This window comes from Verrucomicrobiia bacterium, from assembly GCA_035765895.1.
GTDB lineage: Bacteria > Verrucomicrobiota > Verrucomicrobiia > Limisphaerales > DSYF01 > DSYF01.
In genome coordinates, this window is sequence record DASTWL010000007.1 from 19509 (window position 1) to 40159 (window position 20651).

At 62.0% G+C, this 20651-nt stretch carries 16 protein-coding genes and 1 tRNA gene; 8 read left to right on the plus strand and 9 right to left on the minus strand.

All coding sequences use genetic code 11. The features are described from left to right. Positions 1-4 precede the first annotated feature (4 nt). Positions 5-895 (plus strand): rhomboid family intramembrane serine protease, encoded by an 891-nt coding sequence (locus tag VFV96_00975; protein ID HEU5068968.1) that lies wholly within the window; start codon positions 5-7, stop codon positions 893-895. A gap of 14 nt (positions 896-909) precedes the next feature. Here VFV96_00975 and VFV96_00980 read toward each other — a convergent pair whose 3' ends face one another. Together VFV96_00980 and VFV96_00985 are read right to left on the minus strand one after the other, a co-directional pair. Further along, positions 910-1173 (minus strand): hypothetical protein, encoded by a 264-nt coding sequence (locus VFV96_00980; GenBank protein HEU5068969.1) that lies wholly within the window; start codon positions 1171-1173, stop codon positions 910-912. Positions 1174-1325: 152 nt separating this feature from the next. Further along, positions 1326-1403: transfer RNA gene (locus VFV96_00985), tRNA-Pro, on the minus strand. 380 nt (positions 1404-1783) lie between these two features. Here VFV96_00985 and VFV96_00990 point away from each other — a divergent pair. From VFV96_00990 to VFV96_01005, 4 genes are read left to right on the plus strand one after another with little or no spacing between them, the layout of a single operon-like run. Further along, complete coding sequence (locus VFV96_00990; protein HEU5068970.1) at positions 1784-2626, plus strand: polyphosphate polymerase domain-containing protein; 843 nt, start codon at positions 1784-1786, stop codon at positions 2624-2626. Position 2627: 1 nt separating this feature from the next. After that, the gene (locus VFV96_00995) at positions 2628-3314 is read left to right on the plus strand and encodes a DUF4956 domain-containing protein (GenBank protein ID HEU5068971.1); all 687 of its coding nucleotides are present in this window, start codon (positions 2628-2630) and stop codon (positions 3312-3314) included. After that, a complete protein-coding gene (locus VFV96_01000; GenBank protein ID HEU5068972.1) occupies positions 3311-4405 on the plus strand; it encodes an HlyD family efflux transporter periplasmic adaptor subunit in 1095 nt (364 codons plus the stop codon). The genes VFV96_00995 and VFV96_01000 overlap by 4 nt, the downstream gene beginning before the upstream one ends. Further along, positions 4402-5691, plus strand: coding sequence for a hypothetical protein (locus VFV96_01005; GenBank protein HEU5068973.1), 1290 nt, complete (start codon positions 4402-4404; stop codon positions 5689-5691). Before VFV96_01000 ends, VFV96_01005 begins: the two co-directional genes overlap by 4 nt. A 99-nt stretch (positions 5692-5790) precedes the next feature. Here the strand turns inward: VFV96_01005 and lpdA are convergent, their stop codons facing one another. The 3 genes from lpdA to aceE are packed head-to-tail and all read right to left on the minus strand — an operon-like array spanning position 5791 to position 11234. Next, positions 5791-7218: a dihydrolipoyl dehydrogenase gene (gene lpdA / locus VFV96_01010; GenBank protein HEU5068974.1), complete on the minus strand. Its 1428-nt coding sequence runs from the start codon at positions 7216-7218 to the stop codon at positions 5791-5793. 23 nt (positions 7219-7241) lie between these two features. Next, the gene (locus VFV96_01015; GenBank protein HEU5068975.1) at positions 7242-8525 is read right to left on the minus strand and encodes a 2-oxo acid dehydrogenase subunit E2; all 1284 of its coding nucleotides are present in this window, start codon (positions 8523-8525) and stop codon (positions 7242-7244) included. A gap of 18 nt (positions 8526-8543) precedes the next feature. Next, on the minus strand, positions 8544-11234 hold the full coding sequence (gene aceE, locus VFV96_01020; GenBank protein ID HEU5068976.1) for a pyruvate dehydrogenase (acetyl-transferring), homodimeric type: 2691 nt from the start codon (positions 11232-11234) through the stop codon (positions 8544-8546). Positions 11235-11355: 121 nt separating this feature from the next. On the opposite strand from aceE, the gene VFV96_01025 reads away from it, so the two are divergent. After that, positions 11356-12093, plus strand: coding sequence for a lipoate--protein ligase family protein (locus VFV96_01025; GenBank protein HEU5068977.1), 738 nt, complete (start codon positions 11356-11358; stop codon positions 12091-12093). A gap of 49 nt (positions 12094-12142) precedes the next feature. Then, the gene (gene lnt, locus VFV96_01030; protein HEU5068978.1) at positions 12143-13801 is read left to right on the plus strand and encodes an apolipoprotein N-acyltransferase; all 1659 of its coding nucleotides are present in this window, start codon (positions 12143-12145) and stop codon (positions 13799-13801) included. A 4-nt stretch (positions 13802-13805) separates the two neighbouring features. On the opposite strand, the gene VFV96_01035 is transcribed toward lnt, so the two are convergent. The 4 genes from VFV96_01035 to VFV96_01050 all read right to left on the minus strand — a co-directional run bounded on the left by VFV96_01035 (position 13806) and on the right by VFV96_01050 (position 16338). Next, complete coding sequence (locus tag VFV96_01035; GenBank protein ID HEU5068979.1) at positions 13806-14324, minus strand: VOC family protein; 519 nt, start codon at positions 14322-14324, stop codon at positions 13806-13808. Positions 14325-14343: 19 nt separating this feature from the next. Beyond that, on the minus strand, positions 14344-14811 hold the full coding sequence (locus tag VFV96_01040) for a DoxX family protein (protein HEU5068980.1): 468 nt from the start codon (positions 14809-14811) through the stop codon (positions 14344-14346). A gap of 19 nt (positions 14812-14830) precedes the next feature. Continuing rightward, a complete protein-coding gene (gene wrbA, locus VFV96_01045; GenBank protein HEU5068981.1) occupies positions 14831-15436 on the minus strand; it encodes an NAD(P)H:quinone oxidoreductase in 606 nt (201 codons plus the stop codon). Positions 15437-15642: 206 nt separating this feature from the next. Further along, positions 15643-16338: a pirin family protein gene (locus VFV96_01050; protein ID HEU5068982.1), complete on the minus strand. Its 696-nt coding sequence runs from the start codon at positions 16336-16338 to the stop codon at positions 15643-15645. Positions 16339-16585: 247 nt separating this feature from the next. Between VFV96_01050 and VFV96_01055 the strand changes: the two genes are divergently transcribed. Further along, entirely contained in the window at positions 16586-20503 is a 3918-nt protein-coding gene (locus VFV96_01055) for a zinc-ribbon domain-containing protein (protein ID HEU5068983.1), read from the plus strand. Positions 20504-20651 lie beyond the last annotated feature (148 nt).

Genomic DNA, 20651 nt, shown 5'->3' on the forward strand with positions numbered 1-20651 from the left:
CCTCATGCCCGATGCGGACCATAACTTTGCCGCGCCCCTCACCCGCCTGCCGACGCCCTCGCGGCAAAAAGCGATGGATTGGAGCCTCGTCCTTGCCAGCCAGGGCATTCCACACTCCATTGCCTCACCGGATGACCGCGGTGAATGGACACTGCATGTCGCTTCCGCCGAGGTCGGCCGGGCCGCCCAGGCCATTCGCCAATACGAACGGGAAAACCGCACCCGCCCGTGGCAGCAGACGTATCTGGCCGGGCGCATCGTGTTTGACTGGAGCGCGCTGATCTGGGTGGCCGCGCTGGTTGGAATTCACGTGCTGACGGAGAGGCATCCCGCCATCGCCCAAGCCGGCGTGATGCATGGCACCGCCGTCACGCAGGGCGAATGGTGGCGGTTGGTGACTGCCACGGAGCTCCACGCGGATTGGGCGCATCTGGCCGGTAATCTTTCGCTCGGGTTGGTGCTGCTGGGACTGGTGATGGGCCGGTGGGGCACGGCGGTTGGGATGCTCGCCGCCTTGCTGGCCGGCATTGGCGGCAATGCCGCCAACTGGCTTTGCCAGCCCGACAGTCGCAGCCTGGGCGCCTCAACGGTCGTCATGGGCTGCATCGGCTTGCTGGCCACTTCCCCGCACGCCAGCGATTCGTCGTCCGCTCGAATGTGGCGCGGCTTTGGCGCCAGCCTCGGCGGAGCAATCCTGCTGTTCCTGCTGCTGGGGCTGGACCCGCGTGCCGACGTGCTTGGCCATGCCGGCGGATTTGTCACCGGCATCGGCTTGGCGGCGCTGTTTCACCTGCGGCCGCAATGGGTGCGCGCCCGGCGCGCCCGCTGGATGGCCACGCTGATGCTTGTCAGCCTGGCCGCAGGGCCGTGGCTGGCGGTTGTTTGCCGTCAATAAGGCGGCGGACGGCTTTACTTCGCCGCCAGCGTTTTGGTGAGCGTGATGACGTAACCGTCATTCACCTTCTGCACGCGTGTCTCAAATCCCTTGCTGCCCGCCCAATTTTTCACCAGCGCGAGGCGGGTTTCCGAAGGCGTCGAGATTTGATTGTGCCCCTCTTGCACCATCTTCGAAACCACGGAAAGCCACTTTTGGTCGGCGGCATTGTCGTTTCCGGCGAAGGCGGCTCCGCTTAACAGGGTGAGGCCGAGCAGCATGACAGACAATTTTTTCATAATGACTTCGTTTGTGCCGATGCGCGGACGGGCACCATACCCGGCCGGCATCTGGAAAGGAGGAAGGCAGGTTGCGTGCCAGCCGTCATCAGGAGGCGTGTCAGCCGGGCATGAGAAACCACCCAAGCGGAAACCGTGTTTGAAGGGGATAATGGTCGGGGCGGCGAGATTTGAACTCGCGACCTCTTGCACCCCAAGCAAGCGCGCTAGCCAGGCTACGCTACGCCCCGACCGAAAATGATGCCCGACCGGGCGGTCGAGCGGCGCAAATCATATTTCAGAAACGCTTGAACACAATCCTGAATTCGCGTTCCCGCCAAACTTGCCGGCCAGCAGGTGCTCGGCGCTGATTGCTTCGGCCTGCCTACACACATTCAACCGGCTTGTCGGCTATTCGTTCGCCGAGCCAAGATTCTCACCCGGCCGGCTTGCGCGGATGACTGCATTCGCCCGGGCAGTTGATGCGATTACTGATGCTGCGGAGCTGAATGCGAAGCGGAACGAAGGCCATTGGCAGCGCGGTTTGCGACCCGAAGTTAATCTCAAGCCATCCCTGACATCACAAGTGATTATTGTGAATAGGGTTGCAATGGAATCCGATTGTTACAACATGGTGACAATTTTCATGCCGCAGGATCATCGCCTTCAACAACAGCGCTTTGAGCTGAAATATCTCGTCGAAGCGTCGCTCATCGGCGGCATCCGGGATTTTGTCAGCGCCTATCTCGAGCTTGATGAGTATGGCGTTGGGCAGTCCGATTTCGCCTATCCGGTCCACAGTGTGTATCTGGATTCAGACGACCTGGACACGCATCACCAGACGATCAACGGCACCAAAAACCGCTACAAACTGCGGCTGCGTTATTACGATGACCAGCCCGCTTCACCGGTGTTCTTCGAAATCAAGGGCCGCGTGGACAACTGCATTCTCAAGCGCCGCTGCGGCGTCCGGCGTGATGCCGTCGTGCCGCTGCTAAATGGCCGATGGCCGATGCCGGAACAATTCGTCACCACGGAGCCACGACACTTTGCCGCGCTGGAGCAGTTTCTTCTGCGGATGCACAGCCTCAACGCCAGTCCCAAGCTGCACAATTCCTACCGGCGCGAGGCGTGGGTCAGTCCGCATGACAACTCCGTGCGCGTCACCCTGGACCGCCAGGTGCGCGTGGAGCCGCACGCGGATTTCTCGGCGGCGGTGTCGATGCGCGACCCGACGCTGATTTATGCGCCCACGGTGATTCTCGAGCTGAAATTTACGGACCGGTTTCCAAACTGGTTCAACGGGCTCGTGCAGCGTTTCAACCTGATGCAATCCGCCGCGGCCAAATATTCCGGGGCCGTGCTGCTGCTGGGTGAAGCACAGTTCCGTCACCCCAAGATCATGGCGCTGCCGGCCGCGAAACCGGCCCGGCCAGCCAGCATCGCCGAAATATTGACACTCGCTGAATTTTGACATGAACAACTGGTTTCTCCGCGGCGATTACGGCACGGCTACAACCGACTGGCAGTTGATGCTCATCGGGTTGCTGCTGGCCTTTGTCTGCGGCCACGTCGTGGCCTGGGTTTACATGCTCACGCACAGTGGGCTGTCGTATTCGCGGTCCTACGTGAATTCACTGGTCCTCATGCCCGTGCTGGTGGCGCTGGTGATGATGATTCTGTCGAACAACCTCGTCCTGGCCTTCGGCCTGATGGCAATCTTCGCCATGGTGCGTTTCCGCAGCGTGTTGCGGGACACATTGGACACCTCGTATGTCCTCGCGGTCATCGTGCTCGGCCTGGCCTGTGGCACGCTGAAATTCAGCTCGGCCATTTGTGGCTGCGCCGCCACGGTGGCGATCATGCTGTATTTTCACGTCAGCCGTTTCGGCACCCGGCACCGCTACGATTTGATTTTGAACGTCCAGTGGCTGCGCCCGGCCAGCGAACTGGGTGAACTCCGGCTCCTGCTGGAACGCCACGCGCGGCGGACCTTCTGCGCCAGCCAGCGCTCCCGCGAGGACGACAGCGGCGTGGATTTGTCCTACCGTCTGTTGCTGCGCGACCCGGCGCGCAGCCATGAACTGGTTTCCGAAATCCGCGCGCTGGCAGGCGTGTCTCACGTTACGGCGCTGCAATCCGGCGAGGAGTCTGAAGTATGAAGCCGGCCGCCCTGCCGCCGATTCCCACGCCGTTGCCACAGCGCCTGCAAGAACTGCGCCTGCGTTATCTGCCCGGACTGATCATCGTCGCGTGCATCGCCGTCATCGCCGTGCTCTGGCACGAACGGATTTCCGCGCCGCAGTTCACCGGCCAGGCCGAACCGGAGCTGGCCAATCTGTCCTCCTACAAGCCCGGCACGGTGGCGATGCTCCACGTGACGCGCTTTCAAAAGGTCCGCGCTGGAGATCTGCTCGGCGAGGTGCTGGTGGCGGACCCCAAAACCGTCGCCGCGTCACTGGCCGTCGTCCGTGCCGACCTGGATAATTTGAAGGCCAGCCTTTCGCCGCTCATCGAACAACAGCGCAACGCCGTCAATTACGCGGAACTGCGCCTGAACTGGATGCGCGAACGTGCCGAGCTCGCCGGCGCGCGGGTGAACCTGCAACTGGCCGAGGCGGAATTCCGCCGCGCCGACGAACTGTTCCGCAACAAATTGATTTCCGAAAGCGAAAGGGACACCGCCCAGGCCAGTCGTGACGCCCTGCAGAAACAGGTGGCGGAACTGGAACAACTGGTCACGGAGTCGGAGGCCAGCTTTGCCAACATGCAGCCTGTCGGCACGAACCAGCTCCAGCGCCTGACCGACGACCCGATGCGCGCGGCCATTGCCGCGCAGGAAGCCCGGTTGAAATTCGCCGAGGCCGAGCTTGAACCCGTCTTGCTGCGTGCGCCGATGGACGGCATGGTCACCGCCGTCCTGCATCGTTCGGGCGAATCCGTTGTCGCCGGCGAACCGGTGCTGGCCATCGCCTCGGAGAAGCCCGCGCGGATCATCGGCTATTTGCGCCCGCCCAATCTCGACCTCGCCAAGGTCGGCATGAAGGTGCTGGTGCGGACCCGCAATGGCGGGCACGCCGACGCCCGCGCGCAGGTGATCGCCCTGGGAACGCAGCTGGAACCCCCGCCGCTGCCGCTGGCATTGCCCCTCCATTCCGGCGCGGACCTCGCGCTGCCCGTGGAAATCAGCATGCCGGCAAACTTGAACCTCCGTCCCGGCGAACTGGTGGACCTCGCGTTGCTCTCGAAATGATGAAACCGGTCGTCTCCCTGCTCGCCTTTGCCGTCGTGGCCGCGGCCGCCCCGCGCATCGTGAGCTTCAATTCCGCCGGTGCCCTGCTGTGGACCAATGCGGCGGTTCCTGGCGTCAGCACCCTCGAATCCGCCCCGCAACCGGACGGCCAATGGGCGCCGTGGAAGAATGTATTTTCCACCAACTCCACCGGTCAGCTCACCGTGCCGGTGAACGCGACGAACCAGTTTTTCCGCGTCGCCGAGGCGGACGTTTCCCCCACGGCGCCGGGCTTCACCAATTGGGTTCATTCCTACGGACGGCTCGAAACGATCGCGGGCACGGGTATCGGACGCGTTGACAACACGAGCTACTGGCAAAGTTCCTTCGAAGGCGGTCCGGCGACAAACGCCGCGCTGTCGCGGCCGCATTACGCGATGGCCGACCGGGCCGGCAACCTTTACATCGCCGACAAGAACAGCCATTCGATTTTGCGCGTGGACACGAACGGGATGATTCACACGTTCGCCGGCACGCATGTCGGCGGCTTCAATGGTGAAGGCCCCGCAGCCGCAACGAGTTTGCAGCTGAATGCGCCCAACGGCCTCTGGGCGCATGCGGACGGCACCGTCTATGTGCTCGACACTGACAACGCCCGGGTGCGCCGCGTGGACACCAACGGCATCATGAGCACGCTTTTCTTCGCGCAAAGCGACACCAATTCCGCGCTCGCCGGTGGTCGTTGCCTGTGGGTCAGCGATGACGAGTCGCTGGCCTATTTCGGCAACAAGGACCGCATCCGCCAATGGACTCCCGGCAACGGCGTGAAAACCCTGGCCAATGGCTTCAACGAACTGGGCACGTTTTGCGTGCTGCCGTCAGGCGACCTCATCGTGGCGGATCGTGGCGGGAATTACGTTTACCGCGTCACCGCGGACGGCGCGGCAAGCATCATTGCCGGCAACGGCACGACCAGTGCCGGCACTGATGGCGCGCCGGCGACTGCAACCGCGTTTTACGGGGCGCGCGGTGTCTGGCCGGTTCCGACGGGAGGGTATCTGCTGCTGCTCCACGACGGCGCACAGCTCTGGTATGTGGACGCGGCGAACGTGGCGCACCTGCTGGTGAACGGCCTCGGCGGCAACGTTTTCGTGCATGCCGGCGACGGGGGATTTTTTTACGCGCCGGACCAGCCCTTCATCGGCGAAGGCCGCAGCGTCACGATGGATTACGCCGGCAACATCATCATCTGCGAAAGCGATTACGGCTTCATCCGCCGCATCAAATTCCTGCGGCTGAATCCGTGACAGCCAGTTTCGGGGCGACGTGCAATCCTTGATTCCTGCTTCAAACTGGCACTCCGATGATGGCGGTATAGCCACCACCGGACAAGGGGTGAGTCACGATCAAGCGTGCGCCGCCGCCTTGCGTTTGGCGATGGCGTGCGTGGCGTGGCCGTAGAAGATTTCCGCCGCCTCCATCAAGGTCTCGGAAAGCGTCGGATGGGCGTGCACCGTCAGCGCCAGATCCTTGGCCGTGGCGCCCATTTCGATGAGCACGGTGGCTTCGGCAATCAATTCCCCCGCGTTGTGTCCCACGATGCCGGCGCCGAGGATGCGTTCCGTTTCGGGATCGATGAGCAGCTTGGTGAGGCCATCGGTCCGGTCAAAGGACAAGGCCCGTCCGGAAGCCGCCCACGGGAACTTGGCCACTTCGACCTTGATGCCCTGCGCCTTGGCCTCGGCCTCCGTCAGGCCGGCCCAGGCCAGTTCGGGATCGGTGAACACGACAGCGGGAATGACAATCTTCTCGAAGGCGGAGTGTTCGCCGCAGATGTTTTCAACGGCGATGCGCGCTTCCTTGTGCGCCTTGTGCGCGAGCATGATGCCGCCGGCAATGTCCCCGATGGCATAAATGCTGGGATCGGCCGTTTGCTGATGGGAATTGACCTCGACAAACCCCCGGTCATCCCGCACGACCTTGGTGTTTTCGAGTCCCAGATCTTCGCCCGCGGCGCTGCGTCCGACGGACACCAACACGCGGTCATACAACTCGGTGAACTGCTGGCCCTCGTGTTCCATGACCACTTTGATCTGCTTTCCGGCGGTGGCCATGCTGAGCACCTTGGCCTTGGTGCGGATTTCCTTGAACGCCTTTTTGGCGGCCATGACCACGGGCCGCGCCAGGTCTTGATCCGCGCCCGCCAGCACATTTTCCAGCGCCTCGGCGACGACGACTTCGCTTCCCAGGCGGGCGTAAACCGTGCCGAGTTCCATGCCGATGTAGCCGCCGCCAATGACGAGCAGCTTCGCCGGGATGTCCTCCACTTCGAGCGCCTCGGTGGACGTCATGATGCGCGGGTTGCCGAGGTCGAAGGTGCGGGGCATGGCCGGCTTGGAACCGACCGCCACGATGGCCTTCTGGAATTTGATGAACTGATTCCCTTCGGCTGATTCCACGCGCAGCGTGTTGGAATCTTCAAAATACCCGCGGCCGGTGACGACCTGCACCTTGCGCATCTTGGCCAGTTGTGCCACGCCACCCCCGAGCTTGGTGAGAATGGATTCCTTCCACGCCCGCAGCTTGTCGAGGTCCACCGTTGGCCTGGCAAAGGTGATGCCGCGGTGCGCGCCCTCCTCGGCCGAGGCAATTTGATGGGTCGCGTGCAGGAGTGCCTTGGAGGGAATGCAGCCGCGATTCAGACAGACGCCGCCGAGGCGTTTCTCGCGCTCGACGAGCACAACCTGCTTGCCCATGTCCGCGGCGTAAAACGCCGCCGCATAGCCGCCCGGGCCGGCACCAATGACTACGACTTCAGTGTTGATGGGTTCCATGAAAAATTTCCTTAGTGCTGCCCTTAAAGTTTTACGTCGGCATCGCCGATGGCCTGAATTGCATTGACCAGGTCCACGGTAAACCGCGCGGCGTTGCCACCGTCAATGACGCGGTGATCGTAGCTGACCGAAAGGGGCAGCAGCATGCGGCTTTCGATCTTGCCGTCGCGCACCACGGCCTTCAGGCTGCCCTTGCCCAAGCCCAGAATGGCCACCTCCGGCTTGTTGACAATCGGCGTGAAATGACCGCCGCCGATCGCGCCCTGGTTGGAGATGGTGAACGAGCCGCCTTTCAGTTCGTCGCCGGAAACCTTGCGTTCGCGCGCTTTCCGCCCGACCTCTTCGAGCTCCTTCGACAGTTCGAAAATGCTCTTCTTGTTGGCGTCGCGAATGACGGGAACGATCAGCCCGGCTTCGGTATCCACCGCAATGCCGATGTGAATGTATTCCTTGAGGACGATTTCGTCGGTCACCTCGTCAAGGCTGCTGTTGAAAATCGGGTGTTTGCGCAACGTGTCTGCCACGGCCTTCAGGAGGATGGATGTGACAGTCAGTTTCGCGCCCTTGGCCTCGTAGGCCTTGACGTATTTCTTGCGCAACTCAAGCAGGCCCGTGATGTCGGCCTCGTCGAACTGCGTCACGTGCGGAATGACGTTCCAGTTTTCTGCCATGCGCCGGGCAATCGTCTTGCGCAGGGGCGTCACGGGTTTCTTCAACACTGGCCCCCACTTGGAGAAATCGATTTGCTCCATCGGCGGCTTGGGCGCGGCCACCGCCGGTTCCCCTGCCCTCGGCGCAAAGGCCAGTTGTTGCAGGTAGGCAATAAAGTTGCGCAGATCTTCAAGTTCGATGCGCCCCCCGCGTCCCGCGCCCCGCACGCGGGTCAAATCAATGCCCAGGTCGGCCGCCAGCTTCCGAATGGACGGAGCCGCCGCAGGCGGCGGCCCGCCGGGAGTGGGAGCCGCGAAGGCCATGGGTGCGCCGGCTGCGGGAGTGGTCGGCGCCGGGGCCACGGGTGCCACCGGTGTCGCCGTCACGGCAACCGATGGGGAGGCCGGTGTCGCGGCGGTCCCGCTGGCATCGCCTACGGAAAAGATCCGGGCTCCCACGGAAATCTTGTCGCCCGGTTTGACGTAAATTTTTGTCACCATGCCGGCGACCGTGGAAGGCACGGTGGCGACGGCCTTTTCGCTTTCGAGTTCGAGAACGGACTGGTCCTTGGTCACGGTGTCCCCCTCCTTCACGAAGAGGTTGACCACCACGCCGCTGTCGGCGCCTTCACCAAGTTTAGGGAGTTTGAAATCCATAGTGCTTTGCTTCGGGAATTAAACGATTTGCGGGAACGCCTTGTCCGGATCCACGCCAAGATCTTTGATGGCCTGGCCGACGAGTTTGGCGGGCACATCGCCGCGTTGCGCCAGGGCGTAAAGCGTGGCGACGACCGTGCATTCGGCATCCACCTCGAAGAAACGGCGCAGCCGCGCGCGCACGTCGCTGCGGCCAAAGCCGTCTGTGCCCAGGGTCGTCAACCCACCCGGCACCCACGGCGCAATTTGATCCGCCACCGTCTTGAGGTTGTCCGAGACGGCGACGAACGGGCCCTTTTCCTTTGCGAGCGTCGCTTCCAGATAGGATTGCCGCGGGGTTTCAGTTGGGTGGAACATGTTCCATCGCCGAGCCAGCAGGGCTTCGTTGCGAAGCCGCTTGTAACTGGTCGCGCTCCACACGTCCGCACTGACGCCATACTTGTCCGCGAGAATGTGCTGGGCCTTCAACGCCGAATGAATGATGGGCCCGCTGCCGAAAATCTGCGCCTTGTGTTTCAATCCTTCCGGCCCGGCCTTGAACTTGTAAAGTCCGCGCAAAATGCCTTCCTCGGCGCCCTCGGGCATCGCCGGCATCGCGTAGTTTTCGTTGTAGAGCGAGAGGTAATAAAAGATGTCCTCGCCGTCGTGATACATCCGCTTCATGCCGTCGGCGATGATCACCGCCAGCTCGTAGGCGAACGACGGATCGTAAGCGAGCAACGTCGGAATCGTGCTCGCATGCAGCAAGCTGTGGCCGTCCTGATGCTGAAGCCCTTCGCCGTTCAACGTTGTCCGGCCGGCGGTGGCGCCGAGCAGGAAACCCTTGGCCTTGATGTCGCCGGCGAGCCAGAACTGATCGCCCACGCGCTGCAGACCAAACATCGAGTAATAAATGTAAAACGGCAGCATGTGGACGCCGTGGCTGGCGTAGGCCGTGCCGGCCGCCACGAAGGAAGCCATCGAACCCGCTTCGGTGATGCCTTCTTCAAGAATCTGGCCGTCCTTTTTCTCCATGTAATAGAGCAAGGACTTCCGATCCACCGGCTCGTAAAGCTGGCCCTTGTGCGCGTAGATGCCGATTTCGCGGAAGAGCGCGTCGAGCCCGAACGTGCGCGCCTCGTCGGGAATGATCGGCACGATGCGACGGCCAATTTCCTTGTGCTTGAGCAGCAGGCTCAGCAGCCGGACAAAGGCCATGGTGGTTGAGGCTTCCAGCTTGCCCGAACCTTTGAGCATTTCGCCGAGGTAATCGACCTTGGGCACATCCAGCGGCGGCGCAACCAGGCGGCGTTGCGGCAAAAAGCCGCCCAATGCCTTGCGCCGCTTGAGCAGGTATTTGGTCTCTTCGCTGTCGGCGGGCGGGCGGTAAAACGGCATTTCGGCGATTTCGTCGTCGCTGATGGGCACCTCGAACCGCGCACGAAATTCGCGAAGCTCCTTTTCGTTCAGCTTTTTTTGCTGGTGTGAAATGTTTTTGCCTTCACCCGCTTCACCAAGGCCGTAGCCCTTGACGGTCTTCGCAAGAATCACAGTGGGCGTCCCCCTGTGGTCCATCGCAGCCTTGTAGGCGGCATAGACCTTTTTCACGTCATGGCCGCCACGCAATAATTTCCGGATCTGGTCGTCGGTCAGGTGATTTACCAGGTTGAGCAGCTCGGGATATTTGCCGAAGAAGTGTTTGCGCGTGTAGCTGCCGGGCTCGACGGTGTATTTCTGATAATCACCGTCCACGACTTCGCCCATGCGCTTGACGAGCAGGCCGCTCGCATCTGCCGCCAGCAACTCGTCCCAGTCGCTGCCCCAGATGACCTTGATGACGTTCCAGCCTGCGCCGCGAAACGCGGCCTCAAGCTCCTGAATGATTTTGCCGTTGCCGCGCACCGGACCGTCAAGGCGCTGCAGATTGCAGTTCACCACCCAGACGAGGTTGTCGAGGTGCTCGCGCGACGCGAGCGTGAGGGCGCCCAACGTTTCCGGCTCGTCCGACTCGCCGTCACCCACAAACGCCCAGACCTTGGGCTCGTCGCCCGCCATGAAACCACGGGCCTTGAGGTAACGGTTGAACCGCGCCTGATAAATGGATGAAATCGGCCCCAGCCCCATGGAGACGGTGGGGAACTGCCAGAAATCCGGCATCAGGTAAGGATGCGGATAGCTGGAAAGCCCGCCGCCTTCGGCCAGTTCCTGCCGGAAATTGTCGAGCTTCTTTTCGTCCAGCCGCCCTTCGAGAAAGGCCCGCGCATAGACGCCCGGCGCGGCGTGGCCCTGGAAATAAATCTGGTCACCGGCGAACGTGTCCGTCGGGCCGCGAAAGAAATGGTTGAAGGCGACTTCGTAAAGCGACGCGGACGAGGCAAAACTGGAAATGTGCCCCCCCACGTTCGTGGCGTGGTTGGCGCGCACAACCATCGCCATGGCGTTCCACCGAATGTGGGATTTGATGGCCCGCTCCATTTCGATGTCGCCCGGGAACTCGGGCTGCTGGTCCACCGGAATGGTGTTGATGTAGGGCGTGCTGACCGGCTTGGGGGCATCGATGCCCTGGCTGCGCAGGCGTTCCAGCAGACCGCCCGCAAGCCGGGCCGTTTTTTCCGGGCCTTCCGTTTGCGCGGCGAGTTCCAGCAGTGACGCCACGGCGTCAAACCATTTGCCGGCCGTGTTTTGAGCCGCTGCAGAAGCCTTTTGGTCTTTGTTATCCGGTTTCACCATGTTAGTCAAAAGCGCCAACCGACGTGAGGCAGCGTATGGGATCGTGGCTTGCTCCGCCAAGGCGCGAGGCCATTAAGTTAAGACACAAGGTGAACCAGTCAATTTGAATAGTTCCGCGCCAATGATGAAGTGGCTTGACGTTTCGCTGGCTTCTCCGGCGGAAAACCTGGCCCTCGATGAAGCGTTGCTCGACGCCGCCGAGGCGGCAACCTTGGGTCCCTGCCTGCGCTTCTGGGAATCCCCACAACCGTTCGTTGTGCTGGGTTATGCCAACCGCATCGCCACCGAATCGAACCGCGCCGCCTGCGGGCGCCTGCGGGTGCCGGTGTTGCGACGGTGCAGCGGTGGCGGCACCGTAGTGCAGGGCCCCGGTGTTTTGAACTACGCACTGGTGCTGCCGGTTGACGTAAATGCCGCGTTGGCCTCCATCAGCGGCGCGAACCGTTTCATCATGGAACGTAACGCGGCCGCGCTGGGACAGCTGGTTGCGCAGCCGGTCGAGGTCCAGGGCCACACCGATCTCGCCATTCAAGGGTTCAAGTTTTCCGGCAACGCCCAACGGCGCAAGCGCACGCACCTGCTCTTCCACGGGGCCATTCTGCTTGGGTTGGACATCGACCTCCTCGAGCAGGTGCTGCCCCTGCCCTCACTCCAGCCTGATTATCGCCACGCACGTTCTCATCGCGATTTTCTCCGGCCGTTGGCGGCCACGGCGGACGACGTCAAGACGGCCCTGCGGCAGGCCTGGTCGGCGCACGCGGCGTTGGATCTGGATTCGGACTGGCCGGCGTGGCGCGAACGCGTTCAGGCGCTGGTGGCGGAAAAGTATTCGTGCGCCGGGTGGAACGAGCGAATTTGACGCCGTGCCGCTTTGCATTTGTCCGGCCTTCGGGCAAGCTGCCCGCGCCTTGAGCGAAACACCCGCACATCGCCGACCTGGTTTCCCTTACGCGCTGGCCATTTTGGGCGGCGCTTTGCTGGCGCTGGCCTTTCCCAATGCCAACGTCGCCGGGCTCGCGTGGATTGCTCCCGGCGTGATGCTCGCTGCGGCGCTTGGCCGTTCAGGGGCGGAGAGCTTTCGCCTCGGCTACGTGGCCGGACTTACGTTCTGGCTGGCGTCGCTCTACTGGCTGCTGCTGATTCCGGCGACGGGTTTTCCGATTCTCGGCTGGGCGGCACTGGCCGGCTACCTCGGATTGTTTCAAGGCGTCTGGGTCTGGCTGTGCTGGCGTTGTTTTCCCACCACGGCCGCCATGCAAGCCGCCGTTCGCCGGCATCCCGACGCCGGCGTCCGCGAGGCGTTGCAGGTTTTTCAGGCCGCCCCGCGCCGGGCCCGGTTGCGCTGGGCGATTTTGTGCGCGATGAGCTGGGTCGCGTTGGAAATGCTGCGTGCCCGGCTGCTCAGCGGTTTTCCTTGGAGCTATTTGGGCGTCTCCCAGTTCCAACTCACGCCGCTGCTGCAAATCAGCGCCGCCACGGGCGTTTATGGCGTTTCCTTTCTGGTCGCCTGGACCTCGGTGAGCCTGCTGGGCGCCGGCTTGATGTTGCTGCAACCGCAGGCCAGCCGCTCGGCACTGGTGGGTGAAGTATTTCTCCCGTTTCTCACCGTGGCGGTCATTTTTGCCACCGGCTACTACCACATCACCCACGTCCCGCCGCCGCCGCGCGAAGTCCGCGTGACAGTGGTGCAACCCAGCATTCCGCAGACGATGATCTGGGACAGCAGCGCGGATGAACGGCGGTTCGCCGAACTGCTCGCACTGACGCAAAACGCCCTGAGCAACGACACCGATTTGCTGGTCTGGCCCGAGGCCGCCGTGCCCGAACTCAACCCGGACACCTACCGCGCCATCACCAACGTCGCCGTCGCCCACCGGGTGTGGTTCATTTTCGGCGCGGACGACGTGCAGCTCCGGCCGGGTGCGGTGAACGATCACGACGTGATGTATTTCAACGCCGCCTGGCTCCTGAGCCCGCGCGGATTGATGGCCGACACCTACCACAAGCGGCGCCTCGTCATGTTCGGTGAATATGTGCCGCTCGCCCGCTGGCTGCCATTCGTCAAATGGCTGACGCCCATCACCGGCAGCTACCAGGCCGGCACCGCTCCCGCGCAATTTTCCCTGCGCGACCTCGACGTCACCGCCTCGCCGCTGATTTGTTTTGAAGACGTTTTTCCGCACGGCGTGCGCGACCACGTCACGGAGGCAACCGACCTGCTGGTCAACCTGACGAACGACGGCTGGTTCGGCGAAGGCGCCGAGCAATGGCAGCACGCGGCCAACGCGGTTTTTCGCGCGGTGGAAAACGGCGTCCCGCTCGTGCGGGCCTGCAACAACGGCCTGAGCTGCTGGGTCGATCCGCAGGGCCGCCTGCGCAACGTGCTGCGGGATGGCCATGGCACCGTTTACGGCCGGGGCTTCACCACCTTCAACGTGGCGCTCGAACCGGCGCCCCACCGGACGACGTTCTATCAGCGGCACGGCGATGTGTTCGGCTGGGCGTGCGTGGCCTTCACCGCGCTGGCCTGGCTGCGCCGTCAATTCACGCGACGGCGCAAAAGTTGATGGCTCATGCCAGACGGGCTTCGGCGGTTCCGGCTGGTTCCCGCAACAGTCCCGCCAGATCCAGCGGCCGGGTGAACATCGCCAGCTCACCGGCGGCAGTCCGCGGCCACTGTGCGGACGGGCGGTCCCGATACAGTTCCACGCCATTGCCATCCGGATCGCGCAGGTAGAGCGCTTCGCTCACGCCGTGATCGGCGGCGCCGTCCAGTGCGATGCCCGCCGCCTGTAAACGGCGCAGCGCGTCCGCCAGTTGCGCCCGCGTCGGATACAGAATGGCCACGTGATACAATCCCGTGCTGCCCGGCGGCGGCGGCGCGCCCCCGGCACTTTCCCACGTGTTCAGACCGATGTGATGATGGTAACCGCCGGCGGACAAGAAGGCCGCCTGCCGCCCGAAGCGCTGCGTGATGGCAAATCCGAGCACGCCGTGCCAGAACCCGAGCGCGCGTTCGAGGTCCGCCACTTTCAGGTGCACGTGACCAACCCGCACGGCCGGATCGATGGCTGAAGTATTTGCAATCATGGTTTGCCTCCGGGCCGCGTCAGGCCGGTCGTTGCGTGAGCTTCCGGGTGATGAGCGCGTCGAGCGACATTTTGCCGGCGCCGTGGATCAACACAATCGCCGCCAGCCCGAGCGCCAGCAGGTGATACTCATACCCTTCGCCCTTCTGGTTCCCATACCAGTTCATGAAAAACCCGTTGGCGCCATGCACGGTCAGAATGGCCACGACCATCACCGTGCCAATGCCGAAGGCCGCGACGCGGCTCAGCAGACCGAGCAGCAGGGCCAACGAGCCCGCGAATTCCGCCATGATGGCCAGGAAGGCAAACACGGCCGGAATGTGCATCGAGCCGGTGAAGGCGTTCATTGTGCCGCTGAAACCATAGCCGCCGAACCAGCCGAGCATCTTCTGGGCACCGTGCGGAAACATGACGCCGCCGAGCACGAGCCGCGCAATGATGGGGGCGCAACTGTCGGTCGGCTTGAACAGGAGTTGGAGTGCTTTCATGAAAGAATTTGTGAAGGGTTCAGGATTGCTTCTTCAGTTGCGCGGCGATGCCGGCCACGTGGCGGCCTTGATAACGCGCCATGGACAATTCCCTGGCGCTGGGCTGCCGTGAGCCGTCCGCACCGGCGATGGTGCCCGCGCCGTAGGGCGAACCGCCCTTGAGTTCGCTGATGTCGGCGAGATCCGGGCAGGCGTAAGGCAGCCCGACGTAAATCATGCCGTGGTGCAGCAAGGTGGGGATGAACGTGAGGATGGTGGCTTCGTTGCCGCCGCCCGTCCCGGTGCTGGTGAAAACGCTGCCCACCTTGCCCACCAACGCGCCCTTCACCCACAGGCCGCCTGTCTGGTCGAGGAAGTTGCGCATCTGCGCCGCCATGTTGCCGAAGCGCGTGGGCGTGCCGAAAATGATGGCGTCGTAGTCGCCAAGTTCCTTCGGTGACGCCACGGACGCGGCCTGGTCCACCTTGGCGCCGTATTGCTGCGCAGCCTCGGCGGACATCAATTCCGGCACGCGCTTGACGGTGACTTCGACGCCATCCACCGAACGTGCGCCTTCGGCGATCGCGCCGGCCATGGTTTCAATGTGGCCATACATGGAATAATAGAGAACGAGGATTTTGGTCATAACAGTATTTCGTTGGAGTTTTGATTTGTGAGGAGTCGGAAAAAGTAGTTCGTCAGGCCGCAAATCCGCCATCAATGGTCAGGCTCGCGCCGGTCACGAGAGCAACTTTGCGGTCGCGTTTGATTGGGCTGGTTGGATTCATGGATGCACCCCGGCTTTGGACCTGCCCGCAGCGGCCGTCGTTCAACGACCGCTGCGGGGCCGGTTCAATTCAGGTCAAACAATAGCACCTGTGCGGGTTTGGTGCCGCTGACTTCGAGCGTTGCCTGACCGCTGACTGCGGCCGCGTCGCCGCCGCTGAGCGTCCGGCCATTCAGCTTCACCTCCCCCTCGGCCACGTGCACCCAGGCGTGCCGGCCGGACGCCAGTTCGTGCGTCACGGACTGGCCCGCATTCAACTTGGCAAGCCAGAGATCCGCGTCCTGATGGATGGCGATGGAGCCATCGCGGCCCGTCTTGCTCGTCACGAGATGCAGCGCGCCCGGTGCGACCTTGGCGAACGACTTTTCCGCATAACGCGGCTTCACGCCCTGCGTGTCGGGCTGAATCCAGATTTGCAGCAGGCGCACGGCCTCTTCGCTTGAGGGGTTGAATTCGCTGTGCCGCACCCCGGTGCCGGCGGCCATGTATTGCACGTCGCCGGTCTGGATGACGCGGCCATTGCCCATCGAATCCTTGTGCTCCAACTGGCCGCTCAGGATGTAGGTGATGATCTCCATGTCGCGGTGCGGATGCGTGCCGAAGCCCATGCCCGGCATCACGAGGTCGTCGTTGATGACGCGCAGGCTGCGGTAGCCCATCCACTGCGGATCATAATAATCCGCGAAGCTGAAGGTGTGGTAGGTGTCCAGCCACCCGTGATTCGCGTGGCCCCGTTCGTTGGCTTTTCGAATGTTCATCATGGCGACACAGTGCCACAGTTCCGGTGAACTTGAGAAAGACCATGTTTCTTGGCTCAGCATAACCAAAGAACATGCTTAATTGCAGAAGCCGCCAGAGCTACGGGGAACCAAATTCAAAGGGCTGCAAGCCCGGCAGATGATAGCCCAGGGCAACGCCCTGGGTTCATCGTTAAAAACGATTTCAAGTCCTGTAAGGGCGACAGAAATGTGGCTCGCAGAATCGGCTGGAGTTGGCAACAATGGCGGCATGAGCCAGACCGGGAAACGAAGCCGGGAGAAGAAGGCCCTTGTGCCGCTCGCCAAATCGCATCCGCAGCTCGCGGCTCAGTGGCATCCCACCAAAAACGGCAACGTCTCGCCGGATGATGTTCAGGCGAGCAACACATCGCCTATTTGGTGGGTTTGTCCAAAAGGACACGAGTGGCAAGCGCGTCCGTGGCATCGAACCAACCAAGGCAATGCATGTCCATTCTGCGCGGGTAAGAAGTTTCTACCCGAAGATTCCTTGGCTGGGCGTTATCCCGCCATCGCTGCGGAGTTGCATCCGACTAAGAACGGCAATACGACGCCGGATAAGTTGTTTCATCGCAGCACGAAATACTTTTGGTGGCGTTGTGCGAAGAATCCTCTGCACGAATGGAGGACAACCGTTGTCCGGCGCACTGGTCAAGGAAGCGGCTGTCCTTACTGTTCGGGTCGGCAATTGACTTCAGAGAACTCATTCGGCAGTCGCTATCCGAAACTTTCTGAGCAATGGCATCTGACAAAAAACGGCGAGCACAAGCCCACAGATTTTCCTGCCGCCAGCAAATTCGACGCTTGGTGGCAATGTCAGAAGGTTGAGGCGCATTCGTGGAAATCAAAAATTCGTTCGCGGGCTCAACATCCTGAACTTGGTTGTCCCATCTGCTCCCGCATCGCGAGCAATTCGCGCGAACGAAAGCCGCTTTCTGAAACCCATCCTGATCTTTTGAGGGAATGGCATCCGGCCAAAAACGTAGGCGTGACGCCGAGAGATGTGCATGAGGGTTCGTCTCGGAAGGTATGGTGGCGCTGTTTGGCTAATCCATCGCACGAATGGGAGTGCAGCGTAGGAAACCGTGCCCGACGTGGGAACGGTTGTCCGTTTTGCGCGGGACAATACGCTGACGGAACGAACTCTCTTGCCGCTCTGTTTCCACAAATTGCTGCCGAGTGGCATCCGACAAAGAATGGCGAACGCAAGCCGGACGCTGTCACGCCGGGCAGTGCGCGAAAAGTTTGGTGGAAGTGCTCGAAAAATCCAGAACACGAATGGGAAGCTCGGATACAGCCTCGAGTTAAGCGAGGCAATGGGTGTCCGTATTGTAGCTCGTGGACACTTTCACCAGAGCGGTCTCTTGCTGTGGTCTCGCCCGAATTAGCCGCCGAATGGCATCCGACGAAAAACGAACATCTAACGCCGCGTGATGTGACAGTGGGATCTGCGCGCAAATTTTGGTGGAAATGCTCGCGTAATCCAGCGCACGAGTGGAGAACAAGTCCGAAGAACCGGAGCGTGCTCAAGAACGGTTGCCCGATTTGCAAAGTCGGCTGGACGATACCCGCGATTCGCGGCTTCGTTGATTCGCTCAAGCATCACCTCTCCACCTTCACGCCAGCCGAACTTTACGTGTTGTTTCAGCAAAACGGCTTGCTTGCTGGAGTCCGCAAGAGCCAAGCGTTTCTCGACGCGCTTGCGACAGGCCGATTCCCCTTCGACGAGATTGAGAAGTTCTGCAAGGGCGAGAAGTCGTTGGTGGATTCGTTCCTTGCGGATTCGTCGCTGACGCTGGAGGCGTTGGCGGAGCAGCAGCCGGGCGCGGCGAAGGAAGAGGAGTTGGGCGTCGTCGGCGAGGCGCAGGAGGAGAGCGCGGAGTTGCCGACGGCGGAAACAGAGAACGTGCTCAAGTCGTTGCAGTCGGCGGTGGTCGTGTCGGCAGATCAGGAGGCGGTCGAGTTTCTCGTGGCGTCGGCGCTGGCGAAAATTTGGAAGCACGCTTTCCGCGACGAGTCCGCCGCCATGGCGCAGGCGCGGGATTTCAAAGGCGACGCTTACGCGGAGCGGGTGCGGACGGAATTTCTTGCCGAGTATGAGCGCGTGAAGGCGCTGGAGATTCCGGCGGGTTATTCGTTCAAGGTGGAGGGCAGGCCGGCGCTGCCGAATCTCATGCAGCGGCTGGTGGCGTCGCGGATTCAGCACAAGCGGCGCGAGGGAAACTGGTCGGGCACGGGCGCGGGCAAGACGCTTTCGGCGGTCCTGGCAAGCCGCGTGGTCGGCGCGAAGCTGACGGTGATTTGTTGTCCGAACAGCGTGGTTGAGGGTTGGAAGGCGGCGATTTTGAACGCATTCCCGGACAGTCTGGTGGCGACGAAGACGCTCGCGCCGGATTGGGCAGCGATTGCGGGCGATGAGACGGGTTTCGGCAAAGCGGCGGCGGCGCATCGTTACGTGGTGTTGAATTACGAGGCGTTTCAGCAGGAGGATTCGGAGAAGAAGGTGCGGAAGTTCGCGAAGCAGGAGGCTGCGGGTTTCGTGGTGGTGGATGAGATTCATTTCACGAAGCAGCGGACGGCGGAGAATCTTTCCAAGCGCAAGAAGCTGGTGACGGCGTTGATCAGCTTGGCCGCCGCGAAGAATCCGCGGTTGTGCGTGCTGGGGATGTCGGCGACGCCGGTGATCAACAATTTGCAGGAGGGCAAGAGTCTGGTGGAGATGGTGTCGGGGCTGGCGCACGACGACCTGAACACGCGCCCGACGGTGGCGCATTGCATGAAGCTGCATCAGCGGCTGGTGACGCTGGGCACGCGGTGGCTGCCGGATTACCAGATCGTGTGCGACGTGCAGACGCCGGAGGTGGATTGCGGCGAGGCCATTGAGGAGATCAAGGCACTCGGGCGCAACGGGTCCCCGCTGGCGTTGGAACAGATTCTCACGCGCGTGCGGCTGCCGATCATCCGGCAAAGCATTCGGCCCAAGACGCTGCTTTACACGCATTACATTCAGGACATTGATTCGGCGCTCTACAAGGCGCTGGTCGAGGACGGCTGGCGCGTGGGGTTTTTCACGGGCGATGACAAGAGCGGGCTGGAGGGATTTCTGCACGGCGACGTGGATGTGCTGATTGGTTCGAGCGCCATCGGGACGGGCGTGGATGGACTTCAGGAAGTTTGCCAGCGGCTCGTCATCAATGTGCTGCCGTGGACGAACGCGGAGTTCGAGCAACTCAAGGGGCGCATCTTCCGGCAAGGCCAGCACGCGGACAAGGTGACGGTCATCGTGCCGATTACTTACGCGGACGTGAACGGGCAGCGGTGGTCGTGGTGCGGCTCGAAGATGCGGCGGCTGCATTTCAAGAAATCCATTGCGGACGCGGCGGTGGATGGCGTCGTGCCAGAAGGCCACTTGCGCACGTCGGCTCAGGCGTATCAGGACGTGATGGGCTGGCTGGATCGGTTGACGACTGGGCGCGTGGAAGTGATCGAGCGTGCGCGCATCGTCGTGCCGTTGCCGCAGGATGATGGCGAGGAAGTTGAGCGGCGCGCGCGGAAGTATGGCGATTTCTCAGCGATGACCCGCACATGGAATCAGAGTCGCAGCACGACGACGCACGCGCGGCTGCGGGAGAATCCCGAGGAGTGGGCGCAGTATCACACACTATATCGTGAGGCGCGGAAGGATTGGTCAGTCGTGCCGTTTGAGGAGTTCATCCGCTGGGCGAAGCAGCGGAGTGATTACGTCATCGGTGACTTCGGGTGCGGCGAAGCGAAAGTGGCGGAAGCGCTCGCGGACCGGCACACGGTTCATAGCTTTGATTACGTGGCCGCGAACGATGAGGTGGTCGCGTGTGACATGACGAAGACGCCGCTGGAGGATGGGACGCTCGACGTTGCGTTGTTCTCGCTCTCGCTCATGGGCCCGAACTTCAAGGATTATCTGCGCGAAGCGTGGCGTGTGCTGAAGCTGGACGGACAGTTGCATGTGTTCGAGGCCACGTCGCGTTTTTCGGATCGTGACGCGTTCGTGGCGGGATTGAAGAAGCTTGGGTTCGCGATCGTCGAGGTGCGCGATGCGTGGAAGTTCACACATATTCGGGCAATGAAGACGGAGCGTGCGCCTGAGGCTGGCGTAGAATTGCACTTCTGATTGTGTCGCCCTTACAGGGCTTGGAAACATTGTGGAACGATTAACCCGGGGCGTTGCCCCGGGCTATCATCTGCGGGCTTTCAGCCCTTTGCGCCTCCGCGTCTCTGCGTTGAAATCCGTTCGTGTAGTTGGTCCATTTCGCGGTTCG

Excerpts from the sequence above, each read along its gene's own strand:
- VFV96_00975 (HEU5068968.1), top strand. The coding sequence starts at position 5 with ATGCCCGATGCGGACCATAACTTTGCCGCGCCCCTCACCCGCCTGCCG.
- VFV96_00980 (HEU5068969.1), bottom strand. The coding sequence starts at position 1,173 with ATGAAAAAATTGTCTGTCATGCTGCTCGGCCTCACCCTGTTAAGCGGA.
- VFV96_00990 (HEU5068970.1), top strand. The coding sequence starts at position 1,784 with ATGGTGACAATTTTCATGCCGCAGGATCATCGCCTTCAACAACAGCGC.
- VFV96_00995 (HEU5068971.1), top strand. The coding sequence starts at position 2,628 with ATGAACAACTGGTTTCTCCGCGGCGATTACGGCACGGCTACAACCGAC.
- VFV96_01000 (HEU5068972.1), top strand. The coding sequence starts at position 3,311 with ATGAAGCCGGCCGCCCTGCCGCCGATTCCCACGCCGTTGCCACAGCGC.
- VFV96_01005 (HEU5068973.1), top strand. The coding sequence starts at position 4,402 with ATGATGAAACCGGTCGTCTCCCTGCTCGCCTTTGCCGTCGTGGCCGCG.
- lpdA (HEU5068974.1), bottom strand. The coding sequence starts at position 7,218 with ATGGAACCCATCAACACTGAAGTCGTAGTCATTGGTGCCGGCCCGGGC.
- VFV96_01015 (HEU5068975.1), bottom strand. The coding sequence starts at position 8,525 with ATGGATTTCAAACTCCCTAAACTTGGTGAAGGCGCCGACAGCGGCGTG.
- aceE (HEU5068976.1), bottom strand. The coding sequence starts at position 11,234 with ATGGTGAAACCGGATAACAAAGACCAAAAGGCTTCTGCAGCGGCTCAA.
- VFV96_01025 (HEU5068977.1), top strand. The coding sequence starts at position 11,356 with ATGATGAAGTGGCTTGACGTTTCGCTGGCTTCTCCGGCGGAAAACCTG.
- VFV96_01035 (HEU5068979.1), bottom strand. The coding sequence starts at position 14,324 with ATGATTGCAAATACTTCAGCCATCGATCCGGCCGTGCGGGTTGGTCAC.
- VFV96_01040 (HEU5068980.1), bottom strand. The coding sequence starts at position 14,811 with ATGAAAGCACTCCAACTCCTGTTCAAGCCGACCGACAGTTGCGCCCCC.
- wrbA (HEU5068981.1), bottom strand. The coding sequence starts at position 15,436 with ATGACCAAAATCCTCGTTCTCTATTATTCCATGTATGGCCACATTGAA.
- VFV96_01050 (HEU5068982.1), bottom strand. The coding sequence starts at position 16,338 with ATGATGAACATTCGAAAAGCCAACGAACGGGGCCACGCGAATCACGGG.
- VFV96_01055 (HEU5068983.1), top strand. The coding sequence starts at position 16,586 with ATGAGCCAGACCGGGAAACGAAGCCGGGAGAAGAAGGCCCTTGTGCCG.